Annotated in this window: 12 protein-coding genes; 5 read left to right on the top strand and 7 right to left on the bottom strand. The window is 56.3% G+C overall.

The features are described from left to right. The coding region (locus tag FT726_RS03410; RefSeq protein ID WP_346302399.1) for an MFS transporter at window positions 1–856 on the top strand (856 nt) is incomplete at its 5' end. A gap of 39 nt (window positions 857–895) precedes the next feature. On the opposite strand, the gene yacL is transcribed toward FT726_RS03410, so the two are convergent. Both yacL and acnB read right to left on the bottom strand, forming a co-directional pair. Then, window positions 896–1258, bottom strand: a complete 363-nt coding sequence (yacL, locus tag FT726_RS03405; RefSeq protein ID WP_031279698.1) for a protein YacL — start codon at window positions 1256–1258, stop codon at window positions 896–898. Window positions 1259–1426: 168 nt separating this feature from the next. After that, window positions 1427–4024: a bifunctional aconitate hydratase 2/2-methylisocitrate dehydratase gene (gene acnB, locus FT726_RS03400; protein WP_346302398.1), complete on the bottom strand. Its 2598-nt coding sequence runs from the start codon at window positions 4022–4024 to the stop codon at window positions 1427–1429. A 768-nt stretch (window positions 4025–4792) separates the two neighbouring features. On the opposite strand from acnB, the gene FT726_RS03395 reads away from it, so the two are divergent. Continuing rightward, window positions 4793–4939: a Hok/Gef family protein gene (locus FT726_RS03395; protein WP_021314460.1), complete on the top strand. Its 147-nt coding sequence runs from the start codon at window positions 4793–4795 to the stop codon at window positions 4937–4939. A 148-nt stretch (window positions 4940–5087) separates the two neighbouring features. Here FT726_RS03395 and lpdA read toward each other — a convergent pair whose 3' ends face one another. From lpdA to pdhR, 4 genes are all read right to left on the bottom strand, one after another. After that, on the bottom strand, window positions 5088–6512 hold the full coding sequence (gene lpdA, locus FT726_RS03390) for a dihydrolipoyl dehydrogenase (RefSeq protein ID WP_058759502.1): 1425 nt from the start codon (window positions 6510–6512) through the stop codon (window positions 5088–5090). A 174-nt stretch (window positions 6513–6686) separates the two neighbouring features. After that, complete coding sequence (gene aceF / locus FT726_RS03385) at window positions 6687–8579, bottom strand: pyruvate dehydrogenase complex dihydrolipoyllysine-residue acetyltransferase (protein WP_215480884.1); 1893 nt, start codon at window positions 8577–8579, stop codon at window positions 6687–6689. 14 nt (window positions 8580–8593) lie between these two features. Then, window positions 8594–11260: a pyruvate dehydrogenase (acetyl-transferring), homodimeric type gene (gene aceE / locus FT726_RS03380; protein WP_021507538.1), complete on the bottom strand. Its 2667-nt coding sequence runs from the start codon at window positions 11258–11260 to the stop codon at window positions 8594–8596. A 126-nt stretch (window positions 11261–11386) separates the two neighbouring features. After that, window positions 11387–12151 (bottom strand): pyruvate dehydrogenase complex transcriptional repressor PdhR, encoded by a 765-nt coding sequence (gene pdhR, locus FT726_RS03375; RefSeq protein ID WP_021507539.1) that lies wholly within the window; start codon window positions 12149–12151, stop codon window positions 11387–11389. A gap of 512 nt (window positions 12152–12663) precedes the next feature. Between pdhR and aroP the strand changes: the two genes are divergently transcribed. The 3 genes from aroP (at window position 12664) to FT726_RS03360 (ending at window position 16530) form a co-directional block, all read left to right on the top strand. Beyond that, window positions 12664–14019 carry an aromatic amino acid transporter AroP gene (gene aroP, locus FT726_RS03370; protein ID WP_058759500.1) on the top strand — a complete coding sequence of 452 codons (1356 nt, stop codon included), beginning with the start codon at window positions 12664–12666 and terminating at the stop codon, window positions 14017–14019. Between the two features lie 154 nt (window positions 14020–14173). Beyond that, the gene (locus tag FT726_RS03365) at window positions 14174–15580 is read left to right on the top strand and encodes a glycoside-pentoside-hexuronide (GPH):cation symporter (protein ID WP_031279699.1); all 1407 of its coding nucleotides are present in this window, start codon (window positions 14174–14176) and stop codon (window positions 15578–15580) included. Next, window positions 15577–16530: a family 43 glycosylhydrolase gene (locus FT726_RS03360; protein WP_059010281.1), complete on the top strand. Its 954-nt coding sequence runs from the start codon at window positions 15577–15579 to the stop codon at window positions 16528–16530. The genes FT726_RS03365 and FT726_RS03360 overlap by 4 nt, the downstream gene beginning before the upstream one ends. Here the strand turns inward: FT726_RS03360 and ampE are convergent. Then, window positions 16512–17366, bottom strand: a complete 855-nt coding sequence (gene ampE / locus FT726_RS03355; protein ID WP_031279700.1) for a beta-lactamase regulator AmpE — start codon at window positions 17364–17366, stop codon at window positions 16512–16514. The two genes, FT726_RS03360 and ampE, sit on opposite strands and share 19 nt — an antisense overlap. Window positions 17367–17368: the final 2 nt, after the last annotated feature.

Raw genomic sequence — 17368 nt, 5'->3', positions numbered from 1 at the left:
GCTGATCGTCTTTATGATCGCGCTGTTTGACTGGCGTCTGACCTTTCTGGCGATTGGTGCCGTCGGGCTGATCTGGGTCATCGCCTGGTACTTCATTTATGCCGAGAACCCGGAAGATCACAAAGCGATCAGCACCGATGAAGTGCGCCTGATCCGCGATGGCCAGGCGCAGAAGCACGGCGATAAGAACGTGCGGCCGATGAAGTGGTACAAGCTGCTGCGCTACCGCAACATTTGGGCGATGTGTATTGGCTTCTTCACCATCAATTACACCTCCTACTTCTTTATCACCTGGCTGCCAACTTACCTGGTGAAAGACAAAGGGATGGATTTCCTGAAAATGGGCATGGTGGCGGCGCTGCCGCTGATCTGCGGCATGGTGATTGAGGTGCTGGCGGGCTGGGCGTCGGACCGTATGGTGCACAAAAAAGTGCTGTCGCTGACCGCCACACGCAAGCTGTTCCTGACGATTGGCCTGCTGATGGCGCTGTGCATCGGGTTCGCGCCGTTCACCGATTCCGTGTTCATGACGGTACTGCTGCTGTGTATTGCTAAGTCCGGCACCACCGTCGCGGCATCTCAGGTGTGGGCGCTGCCGGGCGATGTTGCGCCCACCAACAGCGTGTCAATTGTTGCCGGGTTGCAGAATACCGTCTCCAATATGGGCGGCGCGGTCGGGCCAATCATTACCGGCGCTATCGTCGGTGCCACCGGCCACTTTACCTGGGCGCTGGTGTTCTCGGCGGTGCTGGTGGTGATCGGAATCCTTAACTACCTGTTCCTGCTCGGCAAGGTCGAACCGATTGTGGATGAGGAACCTTTATCCCACGCCCGTTCCGCCATTAACGGCGTGTAACCTGCGCAACGACAGTGGCGCCCCGGCTGCGGGCGCCCGTTAACGGCCGGCCATAAACCGGCGATAAGCAGCAATTACCGCGAGGAAATCCTCCACGCCGCAGAACGACAGGCTCTCCTCATCGTAATAAGTCATGCCCTCTTCCAGGCCGTCATCCTCTAACGCCAGCTGATTGGCGCGGATCATCACCTCTTCCTCATCCAGCCACAGCGTATATTCGTGCCCGACGCGCTGCCACTGCTGCTGCGTGCCTTTGACTGCACGCACCGCGGCTTCGACTTCATCCAGCAGCGCAAAGTTCTCTTTCACCTCTTCATTGAACCAGTGCCCCACCGCTTCGTGGTCCATCGACATGCGCACCCGGACCTGACCGGTCACGTCACGCAGAAATTCATATTCCATGTTGGCCTCATACCAGTGGCGCGCCAGACGGCACGCTTTCGTGCATTTTGTGCGCAGCGCGCGCAAGAAAGTGGGATCGCGCTCGCATTATGCCTGGAGACGGCGAGGGAAAAAAGCGCATAAAAAAAGGGACGATGCGCTCGTCCCTTTTTCACTGGCAGGCGTATTTTACACCGCGGTCTGGAAAATCACTCCGTCCGCTTTTTCGGTGTACTGGCCCAGCTGATCGAAGTTCAGGTAGCGGTAGGTGTCGGCAGCGGTTTTATCCACCTGCACCATAAACTGCTGATACTCGTCCGGCGTAGGCAGTTTACCCAGCAGGGAAGCGACCGCAGCCAGCTCGGCTGATGCCAGGAACACGTTGGCACCGGTACCCAGACGGTTCGGGAAGTTACGGGTCGAGGTGGAAACCACCGTCGCGCCGTCTTTCACGCGCGCCTGGTTACCCATGCACAGTGAACAGCCCGGGATCTCAATACGCGCACCGCTCTTACCGAAGACGCTGTAGTAGCCCTCTTCTGTCAGCTGCGCGGCATCCATCTTGGTTGGCGGCGCTACCCACAGGCGGGTCGGCAGCTGGCCTTTGTGCGCGTCCAGCAGTTTACCTGCCGCACGGAAGTGACCGATGTTGGTCATGCACGAACCGATGAACACTTCGTCGATCTTCTCACCCTGCACGTCAGACAGCCAGCGCGCGTCGTCCGGATCGTTCGGCGCACACAGGATTGGCTCTTTGATTTCCGCCAGATCGATTTCGATCACCGCTGCGTATTCCGCATCGGCATCGGCTTCCAGCAGTTGCGGATCGGCCAGCCATTTTTCCATGCCCTGAATACGGCGCTCCAGCGTACGACGGTCGCCGTAGCCTTCGGAGATCATCCACTTCAGCAGTACGATGTTGGAGTTCAGATACTCGATGATCGGCTCTTTATCCAGCTTGATGGTACAACCCGCCGCAGAACGCTCGGCCGAGGCATCGGTCAGCTCAAACGCCTGCTCAACTTTCAGCTTCGGCAGACCTTCGATTTCCAGCACGCGACCGGAGAAGATGTTTTTCTTGCCTTTCTTCTCAACGGTCAGCAGGCCCTGCTTGATGGCGTACAGCGGAATCGCGTGCACCAGATCGCGCAGCGTGATGCCCGGCTGCATTTCGCCTTTGAAGCGCACCAGCACTGACTCCGGCATATCCAGAGGCATTACGCCCGTCGCCGCGGCAAATGCCACCAGACCAGAACCGGCCGGGAACGAGATGCCAATCGGGAAGCGGGTGTGCGAGTCACCGCCGGTGCCGACGGTATCCGGCAGCAGCATACGGTTCAGCCAGCTGTGAATCACGCCATCGCCCGGACGCAGCGAGACACCGCCACGGTTCATGATGAAGTCCGGCAGCGTGTGGTGTGTGGTGACATCGACCGGCTTCGGATAAGCGGCAGTGTGACAGAAGGACTGCATCACCAGATCGGAGGAGAAGCCCAGACACGCCAGATCTTTCAGTTCATCACGGGTCATTGGACCGGTGGTGTCCTGAGAGCCGACCGAGGTCATTTTCGGTTCACAGTAGGCGCCAGGACGAATCCCTGCCACGCCACAGGCGCGGCCCACCATTTTCTGCGCCAGCGAGTAACCACGGTTACTTTCGGCCACATCTTTGGCTTTGGTGAACACATCGCTGTGCGGCAGACCCAGCGACTCACGCGCTTTGGTGGTCAGGCCGCGACCGATAATCAGCGGAATACGGCCACCGGCGCGCACTTCATCCAGCAGCACGTCGGTTTTCAGCGCAAAGGTCGCCAGCAGTTCATTGGTCTCGTGATTGCGTACTTCACCCTTGTAAGGGTAAACGTCAATCACATCGCCCATGTTCAGGCGCTCAACGTCGAGTTCGATCGGCAGCGCGCCGGCATCTTCCATGGTGTTGAAGAAGATCGGCGCGATTTTACCGCCGAGGCACAGACCGCCGCCTTTTTTGTTCGGCACATACGGAATGTCGTCACCCATGAACCACAGCACTGAGTTGGTCGCGGACTTACGTGAAGAACCGGTACCAACCACGTCACCGACGTAGGTCAGCGGGAAGCCTTTCTGCTGCAGAGCTTCAATCTGTTTGATCGGGCCAACGTTGCCAGCATCGTCGGGTTCGATACCGTCACGTGGGTTTTTCAGCATTGCCAGCGCGTGCAGTGGAATATCCGGACGTGACCATGCATCCGGCGCCGGAGAGAGGTCGTCGGTGTTGGTTTCGCCGGTCACTTTGAACACGGTGGTGGTGATTTTTTCTGCCAGCTTAGGACGCTTAAGGAACCATTCTGCATCAGCCCAGGACTGGAGGATTTTCTTCGCGTGGGGATTACCCGCTTTGGCTTTCTCTTCGACGTCGTAGAAGTTATCGAACATCAGCAGCGTGTGGGACAGTGCTTCAGCGGCAATCGGTGCCAGAGCCTCATCGTCAAGCGCCTCGATCAGCGCATGGATGTTGTAGCCGCCCTGCATGGTGCCCAGCAGTTCGACTGCTTTTTCACGAGTGACCAGAGGAGAGTGGGCTTCGCCCTTTGTGATAGCTGCCAGGAATCCGGCTTTTACATACGCCGCTTCATCAACACCCGGCGGGACACGGTTGACCAGCAGGTCAGTCAGGAATTCTTCTTCACCCGCTGGCGGGTTTTTCAGCAGTTCAACCAGCGCGGCCATCTGGGAAGCATCTAACGGCTTAGGTACGATTCCCTGGGCAGCACGCTCGGCAACGTGCTTACGGTATTCTTCTAGCACGACGTTCTCCTCGCTCTCATTGTATAGCTTTCCGGTGCACCTGTTGATGCTGTCAAACAGTAGGGTGAGGTGCCCGGTTCTGCGTCGGCCAGCATAGCAGGATTTCGGCTGATTGTTAATCCGTTTACAAAAAAGCAACATCCGCGCGTTATTTAGCAGATTTGTCTGCGCTTTGCGCCAGGAGAGAAGCCAGAGCGGCTCTAATAGTGCCTGTTCGCGCCTGTGCCGGTAGCCAATGGACCCAGGTTGTAGCGAGTAATTTGTTGCATCCGGCCTTCATGCAGCGAATCCATAACCTGCAATCCCCTTTCAGGCCGGTTCATTCACTTTTGGTTATGTGCTAATGCGCTTGCACTAAACGGCTACCCTTCAGCTTCCCGCACACGTTTTCCTGAGGAAAAATTAATACCACATCACCTGATAAATATTGAACGTGATGCCTTGCGCGTATTTAATTAATTATCAACGCAGTGCCGGTTTAAATTAACCTTTAAACTTAGTCACTCAATTAAAATACACCCTTAAAAAATAACTGCGATTTAAAAAAGAGATAAAAAAATAAAAGAGGAAATGATAAATAAATAGCGTAGACTGCCTGCGGGCGCTTGAGGCTATCTGCCTTAAGATCTGCAAAAGAAATTGGGGTGGATGGTGGAAGGTGAACCGTGCGATTAATTTTCATTAACCGCACGGGTGAGCCACTACCCAAAACACCCAGACAGTGTCAGGGTAGTGGCTTGCTCGTGCTAATGCAAGGAGTAAGTGACTATGAAGGTGAAATTCAGCACGCTGATTATCAGCGGGCTCATCCTGTTAGGTTTATGCCTGGCAAATCGCAGTTCACTGTGTGAATTACGATTGCGGATATTCGCGGCTGAATTATCGGCTGTCATGGCTTACGAAGCACAACAGTAAACTTCAATAGCGGAGGGTTTCCTCCGCTATTCCGGCATCGTTAAGGTGATGCTCCTGCGCCCGCTTTTATCTATTCAACTTACGTTTTCAATTAATAAAAAAACGGCTCCTTACAGGAGCCGTTAATTAACCTAAGCCTCAGGCGAACTTATTTCTTTTTCGCTTTCGGATTTGGCAGGTCAGTAATGCTACCTTCAAACACTTCCGCCGCCAGGCCAACCGATTCGTGCAGGGTTGGGTGCGCGTGGATGGTCAGCGCGATATCTTCGGCATCACAACCCATCTCGATAGCCAGACCGATTTCACCCAGCAGCTCGCCGCCGTTGGTACCGACAATCGCGCCACCAATAACACGGTGCGTCTCTTTGTCGAAGATCAGTTTGGTCATACCGTCTGCACAGTCAGACGCGATAGCACGGCCCGATGCCGCCCACGGGAAGGTGGACACTTCGTAGCTGATACCTTTCTCTTTGGCTTCTTTCTCGGTCAGACCCACCCAGGCCACTTCTGGCTCGGTGTAAGCGATAGAAGGGATCACTTTCGGGTCGAAGTAGTGCTTCAGACCGGAAATCACTTCTGCCGCCACGTGACCTTCGTGCACGCCTTTGTGCGCCAGCATTGGCTGACCGACGATGTCACCGATAGCATAGATGTGTGGCACGTTGGTGCGCATCTGTTTGTCGACGCGGATAAAGCCGCGATCGTCCACTTCCACGCCTGCTTTGCCAGCATCCAGACCTTTACCGTTCGGTACACGGCCAATCGCCACCAGCACTGCGTCGTAACGCTGTGGTTCAGCCGGCGCTTTTTTACCTTCCATTGATACGTAGATACCGTCGTCTTTCGCTTCTACCGCGGTGACTTTGGTTTCCAGCATCAGGTTGAATTTCTTGCTGATACGCTTGGTGAACACTTTCACCACATCTTTATCGGCGGCCGGGATCACCTGGTCAAACATCTCGACCACGTCGATCTCTGAACCCAGCGCATGGTAGACGGTACCCATCTCCAGACCGATGATGCCACCGCCCATAACCAGCAGACGCTTCGGAACTTCTTTCAGCTCCAGCGCATCGGTAGAGTCCCACACGCGCGGATCGTCATGCGGAATGAAGGGCAGTTCGATAGGACGCGAGCCAGCAGCAATAATGGCGTTGTCGAAGTTGATGGTGGTTGCGCCGCCCTCTCCTTCTACTACCAGCGTGTTAGCACCGGTGAATTTACCCAGACCGTTGACCACTTTCACTTTGCGGCCTTTTGCCATGCCAGCCAGACCACCGGTCAGCTGAGTGATGACTTTCTCTTTCCAGGTACGGATTTTGTTGATGTCAGTCTGCGGCTGGCCAAACACGATACCGTGCTCTTCCAGAGCCTTAGCTTCTTCGATGACTTTCGCCACGTGCAGCAGCGCTTTTGACGGGATACAGCCGACGTTCAGACAGACACCGCCGAGGGTGCTGTAGCGCTCTACCAGTACGGTTTCCAGACCTAAATCAGCGCAACGGAAGGCTGCAGAGTAACCTGCAGGACCTGCCCCAAGTACCACGACTTGAGTTTTAATCTCTGTACTCATCATGACCTCTTGTTAGATTGCCGGCGGTCAAAAGCGACCCTTTCCCAGGCTCTTGATGCCCTATCTCCACCGGGACATTTCACCGCGAGAGTTTACAGAATTGTTAACAAACTGCCAACCGCGGCAACTCCGAATGCTTACAACAAGGCCGGCATTTGCCGGCCTTGATTAACGTCACATCACCAGACGGCGAATATCAGACAGCATATTGTTAATGATGGTGATGAAGCGCGCACCATCCGCACCGTCGATGACGCGGTGGTCGAACGACAGCGAAATCGGCATCATCAGGCGCGGAGCGAACTCTTTGCCGTTCCACACCGGCTCCATCGCCGATTTAGACACCCCGAGGATAGCCACTTCCGGCGCGTTAACAATTGGCGCGAAGTGCGTGGTGCCGAGGCCGCCAAGGCTGGAGATGGTGAAGCAGCCGCCCTGCATATCGCTGGCGGTCAGTTTGCCATCACGCGCTTTCTTCGACGTCGCCATCAGCTCACGCGACAGCTCAGTGATGCCTTTCTTGTTCACGTCTTTGAACACCGGAACCACCAGACCGTTTGGCGTATCCACCGCCACACCGATGTTGATGTACTTTTTCAGCGTCAGCTTCTGACCATCTTCCGACAGCGAGCTGTTGAAACGTGGCATCTGCTCCAGTGCCGCGGCGACCGCTTTCATGATGAACACCACCGGGGTGAACTTCACATCCAGCTTGCGCTTCTCGGCTTCCGCATTCTGCTGCTTACGGAACGCTTCCAGATCGGTGATATCGGTTTTGTCGAAGTGAGTCACATGCGGAATCATTACCCAGTTACGGCTCAGGTTAGCACCCGAGATTTTCTGGATACGACCCAGTTCCACTTCTTCGATTTCACCGAACTTGCTGAAGTCCACTTTCGGCCATGGCAGCATGCCCGGAATACCGCCGCCTGCGGCCGCAGCCGGTGCCGCTTCAGCGCGTTTCACCGCGTCTTTCACGTAAGCCTGCACGTCCTCTTTGAGGATGCGACCTTTACGGCCGGTGCCTTTGACTTTCGCCAGGTTAACACCGAACTCGCGCGCCAGGCGACGAATCACCGGCGTGGCGTGCACGTAAGCATCGTTTTCAGCAAATTCGCTCTTCGCATCGGCTTTCGCCGCTGCTGGCGCAGGTGCAGCAGCCGGTTTGGCTTCTGCAGCTGGTGCGGCTTCCTGTTTCGCTGCCGGTGCCGCAGCAGTCGGCGCAGCGCCTTCTACTTCGAACACCATGATAAGCGAACCGGTGCTGACTTTATCGCCGGTAGCCACTTTCAGCGCTTTAACCGTACCGGCAAACGGCGCCGGAACTTCCATTGACGCTTTATCGCCTTCCACCACGATCAGTGATTGCTCAGCCTCAACTTTATCGCCTACTTTGACCAGCACTTCGGTGACTTCCACTTCGTCGCCGCCGATATCCGGGACGTTAACGTCTTTGGCACCCGCAGCCGCGGCTGGCGCGGAGGCCGCCGCTTCTTTCACGGCAGGTTTGGCAGCCGCTGCTGGCGCCGCGCCTTCGGCTTCAAAGATCATGATCAGTGAACCGGTGTTCACCTTGTCGCCCGTGGCGATTTTGATCTCTTTCACCACACCGGCAAACGGTGCAGGCACTTCCATGGAGGCTTTGTCGCCTTCGACGGTGATCAGCGATTGCTCAGCCGCCACTTTGTCGCCCACTTTAACCAGAATTTCGGTGACTTCGACTTCATCGCCGCCGATATCCGGTACGTTAACGTCTTTCGCTTCGCTGGCGGCAGCCGCAGCAGGTGCGGCTTCCGCTGGTTTCTCTTCGGCGGCCGGTGCCGCAGCAGCTGCACCTTCGGCGTCGAAAATCATGATCAGTGAACCGGTATTCACTTTGTCACCGGTCGCGATTTTGATCTCTTTGACCACGCCGGCCTGCGGCGAAGGCACTTCCATCGAGGCTTTATCGCCTTCCACGGTGATCAGCGACTGTTCGGCTTCAACCTTGTCGCCCACCTTGACCAGAATCTCGGTGACTTCAACTTCGTCTGACCCGATATCCGGTACGTTAATTTCGATAGCCATTACTCTCTTACCTCTTAAGCCAGACGCGGGTTAACTTTATCGGCATCGATGTTGAATTTCGCGATCGCATCCGCCACCACTTTCTTCTCGATTTCGCCGCGTTTAGCCAGTTCACCCAGGGCTGCAACCACTACGTATGACGCATCCACTTCGAAGTGGTGACGCAGGTTTTCGCGGCTGTCTGAACGGCCGAAACCATCGGTACCCAGCACGCGATAATCGCTGGCTGGCACGTAGCTGCGAACCTGCTCTGCGAACAGCTTCATGTAGTCGGTCGATGCCACCGCCGGCGCATCGTTCATCACCTGAGCGATGTACGGTACGCGTGGAGTTTCCGTTGGGTGCAGCATGTTCCAGCGCTCACAATCCTGACCGTCGCGTGCCAGCTCGGTGAACGAGGTTACGCTGTAGACGTCAGAACCGATGCCGTAATCCTTCGCCAGGATCTGTGCCGCTTCGCGCACGTGACGCAGGATAGAACCTGAGCCCAGCAGCTGCACTTTGCCTTTGCTGCCTTCTACCGTCTCCAGCTTGTAGATACCCTTACGGATACCCTCTTCCGCACCCTGCGGCATCGCAGGCATGTGGTAGTTTTCGTTCAGCGTGGTGATGTAGTAGTAAATATTTTCCTGCGCTTCGCCGTACATACGTACCAGACCGTCATGCATGATGACTGCCACTTCGTACGCGTAAGACGGATCATAAGAGATACAGTTCGGGATAGTCAGCGACTGAATGTGGCTGTGACCATCTTCGTGCTGCAGACCTTCGCCGTTCAGCGTGGTACGACCGGACGTGCCGCCCACCAGGAAGCCGCGCGCCTGCTGGTCGCCTGCCAGCCACATCAGATCGCCGATGCGCTGGAAACCAAACATCGAATAGTAGATGTAGAACGGAATCATCGGCAGGTTGTTGGTGCTATAAGAGGTCGCCGCCGCCAGCCAGGAAGACCCTGCGCCCAGCTCGTTGATCCCTTCCTGCAGAATCTGGCCTTTCTCGTCTTCTTTATAGTACGCAACCTGCTCACGGTCCTGCGGCGTATACTGCTGGCCGTTCGGGCTGTAGATACCAATCTGACGGAACAGACCTTCCATACCAAAGGTACGCGCTTCGTCCGCGAGGATCGGCACCAGACGATCTTTGATCGACTTGTTCTTCAGCATCACGTTGAGCGCACGCACGAAGGCGATGGTGGTAGAGATCTCTTTGCTCTGCTCTTCCAGCAGCGCACTGAACTCTTCCAGCGCCGGCATTTCCAGCTTTTCGCTGAACTCAGCCTGACGGGTTGGCAGATAGCCACCCAGCTTCTCGCGCTGGCCGTGCAGGTAGTTGTACTCTTCTGAGCCTTTTTCGAAGGTCACATACGGCAGCTGTTCGATCTTGTCGTCAGCCACTGGCACGTTGAAGCGATCGCGGATGTAGCGAACGCCATCCATGTTCATCTTCTTAACCTGGTGCGCGATGTTCTTACCTTCCGCGGTGTCACCCATACCATAGCCTTTGATGGTATGCGCCAGGATCAGCGTTGGCTGACCTTTGGTCTCCTGCGCTTTCTTCAGGGCCGCGTAGATTTTCTTCGGATCGTGACCACCACGGTTCAGGGCGAAGATCTCTTCGTCTGACCAGTCTTTCACCAGCGCTGCGGTCTCCGGGTATTTACCGAAGAAGTGCTCGCGCACGTACGCACCGTCACGTGATTTGAAGGTCTGATAGTCGCCGTCAACGGTTTCGTTCATCAGCTGAATCAGCTTGCCGCTGGTATCTTTCTTCAGCAGCTCGTCCCAGCGTCCGCCCCAGATCACTTTGATCACGTTCCAGCCAGCACCGGCAAAGATGCCTTCCAGCTCGTTGATGATCTTACCGTTACCGGTGACCGGACCGTCGAGACGCTGCAGGTTACAGTTGATGATGAATACCAGGTTATCCAGCTTCTCACGGGTAGCGATGGTGATCGCCCCTTTGGATTCTGGTTCGTCCATCTCGCCATCGCCAAGGAAGGCGTAAACGGTTTGCTTAGAGGTATCTTTCAGGCCGCGGTGTTCCAGATATTTCAGGAACTTCGCCTGATAGATGGCGTTCAGTGGGCCGAGACCCATCGACACGGTCGGGAACTGCCAGAAGTCCGGCATCAGTTTTGGATGCGGATAGGAAGAGAGACCGTTGCCGTGGACTTCCTGACGGAAGTTGTTCATCTGCTCTTCAGTCAGGCGTCCTTCAAGGAACGCACGCGAGTAGATGCCCGGAGAAATGTGGCCCTGGAAATAGACCAGATCGCCGCCATCCTGCTCGCTACGCGCGCGGAAGAAGTGGTTGAAGCACACTTCATAAATGGTGGCAGAAGACTGGAAAGACGACAGGTGACCACCCAGCTCCAGATCTTTCTTCGACGCACGCAGAACCGACATAATGGCGTTCCAGCGGATTGCGGAACGGATACGACGTTCAAGAGAGGTGTTCCCCGGATATTCCGGCTCATCTTCGACCGCAATGGAGTTGATGTAGTTGCTGACGGCGTTGCCGCCCGCTGCCACTTTCACACCGCCTTTGCGTGCAGCACTCAATACCTGATCAATCAGATACTGCGCGCGCTCAACACCTTCTTCACGGATGACCGATTCGATCGCCTGTAGCCAGTCACGAGTTTCGATCGGATCCACGTCATTCTGTAAACGTTCTGACATGGGGTGTATTCCTTATCTGTGTCTAATACGTTGAATTATCAGGAGCCTGTCTGCTTGTGCTTTGCTTCTGATTCACAGCACAAGAAGACAGGCCCGTCGTTTATGTCGCACGTTCATTGCCGTGCGTTATTCCTTACGTTGCTGTAAACGACGCAGGGAGCGTTCACGACGGCTCTGCTCCCGACTTCTGTCCAGCAAGATTTCCTCAATGAACGCCAGGTGACGATGGGATGCCTCGCGTGCTTGTTCTGGCTCACGAGCCACAATCGCCTCAAAGATACTGGCGCGGTGACCGCTCACTTTCGCCAGCATTTCGCGGCGAGCGTAGAGCAATTCGAAATTCTGACGGACGTTCTGTTCCAGCATAGGGCCCATCGAACGCAGCAAGTGCAGCAGCACCACATTATGGGCGGCTTCTGTGACAGCGATCTGATACTTCATGACCGCATCGGCCTCAGCATCTAAATCGCCGCTGTCCTGCGCCTGCTGGATGTTGACGTGACAGTCGCGAATACGCTGCAGGTCTTCATCGGTGCCGCGCAGCGCAGCGTAGTAGGCCGCAACGCCTTCCAGCGCGTGGCGGGTTTCCAGCAGGTCAAACTGGGATTCAGGATGTTCAGCAAGCAGGCCGACCAGCGGGTCGCTCAGGCTTTGCCAGAGATTCTGCTGTACGAAGGTGCCACCACCCTGACGGCGCAGCAGCAGGCCTTTGGCTTCCAGACTCTGGATCGCTTCGCGCAGCGATGGACGTGAGACATCAAACTGTTTGGCCAGTTCACGCTCGGGAAGCAGTTTTTCACCCGGCTGGAGCGTCCCTTCCATAATCAGGGATTCCAGCTGCTGCTCGATTGCATCGGAGAGCTTGGGTTGGCGAATTTTACTGTAGGCCATCATCCCTTCTTATGAGCCAAACGTCCGGAGTAAATTGGTAATACCAATTGAAAAATGGTGCCCGTAAAGTAACAAAGTATTCACCTTGTGTCTATATGGCCCCCCGCACACTTTCACCGCAGACACCGGTTACCGTGCGCTAACTTACCGGGATCTGGCAGAAAAGCGTCTCAGCCCGGCAAATGTTAACAGATTTCACTTTTACCAAACCTTACACTGCATTAGCGCGCACCAGGCTGCGTAGCCATAAGCGAATGCTATTCGTGTTTAAGCCTTATTCATGGCAGAAATAGCGCAAGGGAAGCGCAGAGGATGCTGCTGCTTTTTCAGCCATCTCTCAGCACAAAAAGCAAAAGCAGGTGCAAAGCGGCGCGCTTATCACTATTCTGGTCGCCAGGGTAGCTCAGGCTAGCACACAGCCCGCCGGATACCGTAAAGAAAAACGTACACAGATAGAACAGCCTTACAGTGCGCGCACTGCAGGTGCACAATAACAACATCATGAGGTTTGTATGGAACAACAGCATGGCGAAACGCTGCATCGCGGCCTGAAAAATCGCCATATTCAGCTGATTGCGCTGGGCGGTGCCGTCGGTACCGGTCTGTTTCTGGGCAGCGCATCAGTGATTAAATCGGCCGGTCCGGCCGTGATTCTTGGCTATGCCATCGCCGGTTTTATTGCCTTCCTGATCATGCGCCAGCTCGGCGAAATGGTGGTGGAAGAGCCGGTGGCCGGCAGCTTTAGCCACTTCGCCTATAAATACTGGGGCAACTTTGCCGGCTTTGCCTCCGGCTGGAACTACTGGGTGCTGTATGTGCTGGTGGCGATGGCTGAACTCACCGCCGTCGGCAAATATATTCAGTTCTGGTGGCCGGAATTCCCCACCTGGGCCACTGCGGCTATCTTCTTTGTGGTGATCAACGCCATCAACCTGACCAACGTCAAAGTGTTCGGTGAGATGGAGTTCTGGTTCGCGATTATCAAAGTGGTGGCGGTCATCGGTATGATCCTGTTTGGCGGCTGGCTGCTGTTTAGCGGAAACGGCGGCCCACAGGCCAGCGTAAGCAACCTGTGGAACCAGGGCGGTTTCCTGCCACACGGCGTCAGCGGGCTGGTGATGATGATGGCGATCATCATGTTCTCCTTCGGTGGCCTTGAACTGGTGGGTATCACCGCCGCAGAAGCCGACAATCCACAAGAGAGCATCCCTAAAGCCACCAACCAGGTGCTGTGGCGTATCCTGATTTTCTACATCGGCTCGCTGGCGGTGTTGCTGTCCCTGCTGCCATGGACGCGCGTCACCGAAGAGACCAGCCCGTTTGTGCTGATCTTCCACGAACTGGGTGATGCGCTGGTGGCGAATGCGCTCAACGTGGTGATCCTGACCGCCGCGCTGTCGGTGTATAACAGCTGTGTTTACTGTAACAGCCGCATGCTGTTCGGCCTCGCGCAGCAGGGCAACGCGCCAAAAGCGCTGCTGAAAGTGGATCGTCGTGGTGTCCCGGTGGCGACCATTCTGGTCTCGGCGGTAGCCACTGCGCTGTGCGTGTTGATTAACTATCTGATGCCGGGCGAAGCCTTCGGCCTGCTGATGTCGCTGGTGGTCTCCGCGCTGGTCATCAACTGGGCGATGATCAGCCTCGCGCACCTGAAATTCCGCAAGAAAAAAGACCAGCAGGGCGTGACCACCCGTTTCAGGGCGGTGCTGTATCCGCTGGGTAACTGGATCTGCCTGCTGTTCCTGGCGGCCATTCTGGTGATCATGCTGATGACGCCAGGCATGGCGATTTCAGTGTGGCTCATTCCGGTGTGGCTGCTGGTGCTGGCCGTGGGTTATACCGTTAAAAATCGGGTGCAGAAAGCCTGATGCTTCACCGGGCCCGGCACGCTGCTGCCGGGCCGATCCGCTTCACACTTTTCCCCGCCCGCGTATTTTGTCCATCATCCTGACCGATTGTTCCCCACCAGGTTACTGATTTAACGCTGATAATTTTTGCTCCACTTGTCGCAGGAGACGACTGATGAAAGGAGCAGCCCTCTCGTTCAGAGAAAAACTGGGATACGGCATGGGTGACGCCGGATGCAACATGATCGGCGGTGCCATCATGCTGTTCCTCAACTACTTCTACACCGACGTATTTGGCCTTGCTCCGGCGCTGGTCGGCACGCTGTTGCTGTCGGTACGGGTGCTGGATGCGGTGACCGACCCGATAATGGGCGCGATTGCCGACCGCACGCAGAGCCGCTGGGGACGCTTTCGCCCGTGGCTGCTATGGATATCGCTGCCCTACGTGCTATTCAGCGTGCTGATGTTTACCACCCCGGACTGGAGCTACGACAACAAGGTGATCTGGGCATTTGTCACCTATTTCCTGATGTCGCTGACCTACACCGCCATCAATATTCCTTACTGCTCGCTGGGCGGCGTCATCACTAACGATCCCGGTGAACGCGTCTCCTGCCAGTCATACCGCTTTGTCATGGTGGGCATCGCCACGCTGATCCTCTCGCTGTCGCTGCTGCCGATGGCCGAGTGGTTTGGCGGCGACAACAAAGCGCGCGGCTATCAGCTGGCGATGAGCGTGCTGGCGCTGATTGGCCTGGTGATGTTTCTGTTCTGTTTTGCCACGGTGCGCGAGCGTATTCGTCCGGCGGTACCGAGCAACGATGATCTGAAGAAAGATTTGCGCGATGTATGGAAGAACGATCAGTGGGTGCGCATTCTGCTGCTGACGTTCTGTAATGTCTGTCCCGGTTTTATTCGCATGGCCGCCACCATGTATTACGTCACCTGGGTGATGGGCCAGTCGACGCACTTTGCCACGCTGTTTATCAGCCTGGGCGTCATCGGCATGATGCTGGGCAGCACACTGGCGAAAGTCCTCACCGATCGCTGGTGCAAGCTCAAGGTGTTTTTCTGGACCAACATTGCGCTGGCGCTGTTCTCCAGCGGCTTTTACTGGATCGATCCGCACGCCACCGTCACCGTGGTAATTGCTTATTTCCTGCTGAACATCCTGCACCAAATCCCGTCGCCGCTGCACTGGTCACTGATGGCTGATGTCGATGACTACGGCGAATGGAAAACCGGTAAACGCATCACCGGGATCAGCTTCTCCGGCAACCTGTTTTTCCTCAAGGTCGGGCTGGCGGTAGCGGGTGCCATGGTCGGCTTTTTATTGTCGATGTATGGCTATGACGCAGCGGCGAAACAGCAGTCTGCCAGCGCGCTCAACGGCATTGTGCTGCTGTTTACCCTGATCCCCGGCGTCGGCTATCTGATCACCGCCGGCGTAGTGCGCCTGCTGAAAGTGGACCGCGCGCTGATGCGCACCATCCAGCAGGATCTCGCCCTGCGTCGCGCCAACTTCCATGACCTGTCTGCCCCCGTTCGCCGCGCAACCTCACAACCAGGAGAAATTAAATGAGCTGGCCTAACCCGTTTATTACGCAACGTGCCGATCCGTTTATATTGCGCCACGGCGATGGCTACTATTTTATCGCTTCGGTGCCCGAGTACGATCGGCTGGAGCTGCGCTATGCCAGCACGCTTAACGGCCTGATTACCGCCCCGGCCACAACCGTGTGGCATAAACCGGACAGTGGTCCCTGCAGCGCCCTGATCTGGGCACCGGAACTGCACCTGATTAATGGCCAGTGGGTGATTTACTTTGCCGCCGCGCCGTCCCGCGAAATCAAAGAGGGGCTGTTTCAGCACCGTATGTACGCGCTGGTATGTGACGATGCCGATCCGCTCAGCGGTCACTGGCAGCCGTGCCGCCGCGTGCAAACCCACCTCGATACCTTCGCCCTTGACGCCACCCACTTCGTGCATCAGGGTAAAAACTGGTATCTGTGGGCGCAAAAAGACCCGGCCATTCCCGGTAACTCCAACCTTTATCTGGCGGAATTACTGAATCCGTGGACGCTGAAAACCCAGCCGCTGATGCTCAGCCGGCCGGAGTATGAGTGGGAGTGTGCCGGCTTTAGCGTTAATGAGGGACCGGCGGTAATTCGCCATGGCGAGCGGCTGTTTGTCACCTACTCAGCCAGCGCCACGGATGAAAATTACTGCCTCGGCATACTGAGTATTGACGCGCAGGCCGATCCGCTCGACATCAGCGCATGGCACAAATCGGCGCGGCCGGTATTTGCCACCAGCTGGGATAATCACCAGTACGGTCCGGGGCATAACAGTTTTACCGTGGATGAAGCAGGACGGGATGTGCTGGTGTATCACGCACGGAATTACACCGAAATTGAGGGCGATCCGCTGTGGGATCCCAACCGCCATACGCGGCTTAAATATTTTGTCTGGCGCGAAGACGGCACACCGGATTTCGGCGTGCCGCCTGCCGATCACACTAACGTGCCGTAGATAGTCAGCAGCGCCACTACCACGACCAGCACCAGCGAAACGCGTTTGGCCAGCGCCACGGCAACCCGTGGCGTTTCCACTTTATCCAGATGCGGATCGCGCGCCAGCGAGAACTGCGCCAGGCTGGTCAGCACCTGATACTGTGGACGATGCACATCGCTGAGCGCGGCAAACCATGCCGGCAGCGCACGCTCGCCGTGACCGAGCAGCGCATAAGCCACACCGGCCAGCCGCACCGGAATCCAGTCCAGCACGTGCAGAATGCGATCGATGCCGGACTGTGCGCGTTCCAGCGGGGAACGGTGTTTTGCCAGCCAGCTCTGCCAGGCGCGCAGAAACGCATACCCCACCAGCAACACCGGCCCGTAAGGGCCACCGACCACAAACCAGAACAGCGGCGCAAGATAGAAGCGGAAATTAATCCAGATCAGCGCGTTTTGCAGCGCCTGCAGAAATTCGCGCTCGCTACAGTCAACCGGCACGCCGTGAATCAGCGTCAGCTCTGCCGCCATCGCCTGATGGGCCGCTTCATCATCGTGGCTCGCCGCTTTAAGATACTGGTGGTAATGCAGCCGCACCGAGCCGGCACCAATGCACAGCAAACCGACCACAATCCAGAACAGCAGCTGCGCCACGCCAAACAGAATGCCCTTCAGGCTCCACACCACCAGCCAGACCAGCAGCATGGCGATCACGGTCATCAGCAGCGTACGCAGCAACGAGAAGCGCTGGCGACCGCGAAACAGCGGCTCAAGCCGATGATCCAGCTGCCAGTGTTCACCTAATTTAAAAAGGCGTTCCCAACCCAAAACTAACAACAAACTAAACAACGTCATAC

It is taken from the genome of Pantoea sp. Morm, assembly GCF_016643525.1.
Classification (GTDB): Bacteria; Pseudomonadota; Gammaproteobacteria; order Enterobacterales; family Enterobacteriaceae; genus Pantoea; species Pantoea dispersa.
Note: the sequence above shows the minus strand (reverse complement) of the source record. Positions and strands in the feature narration are given on the sequence as shown.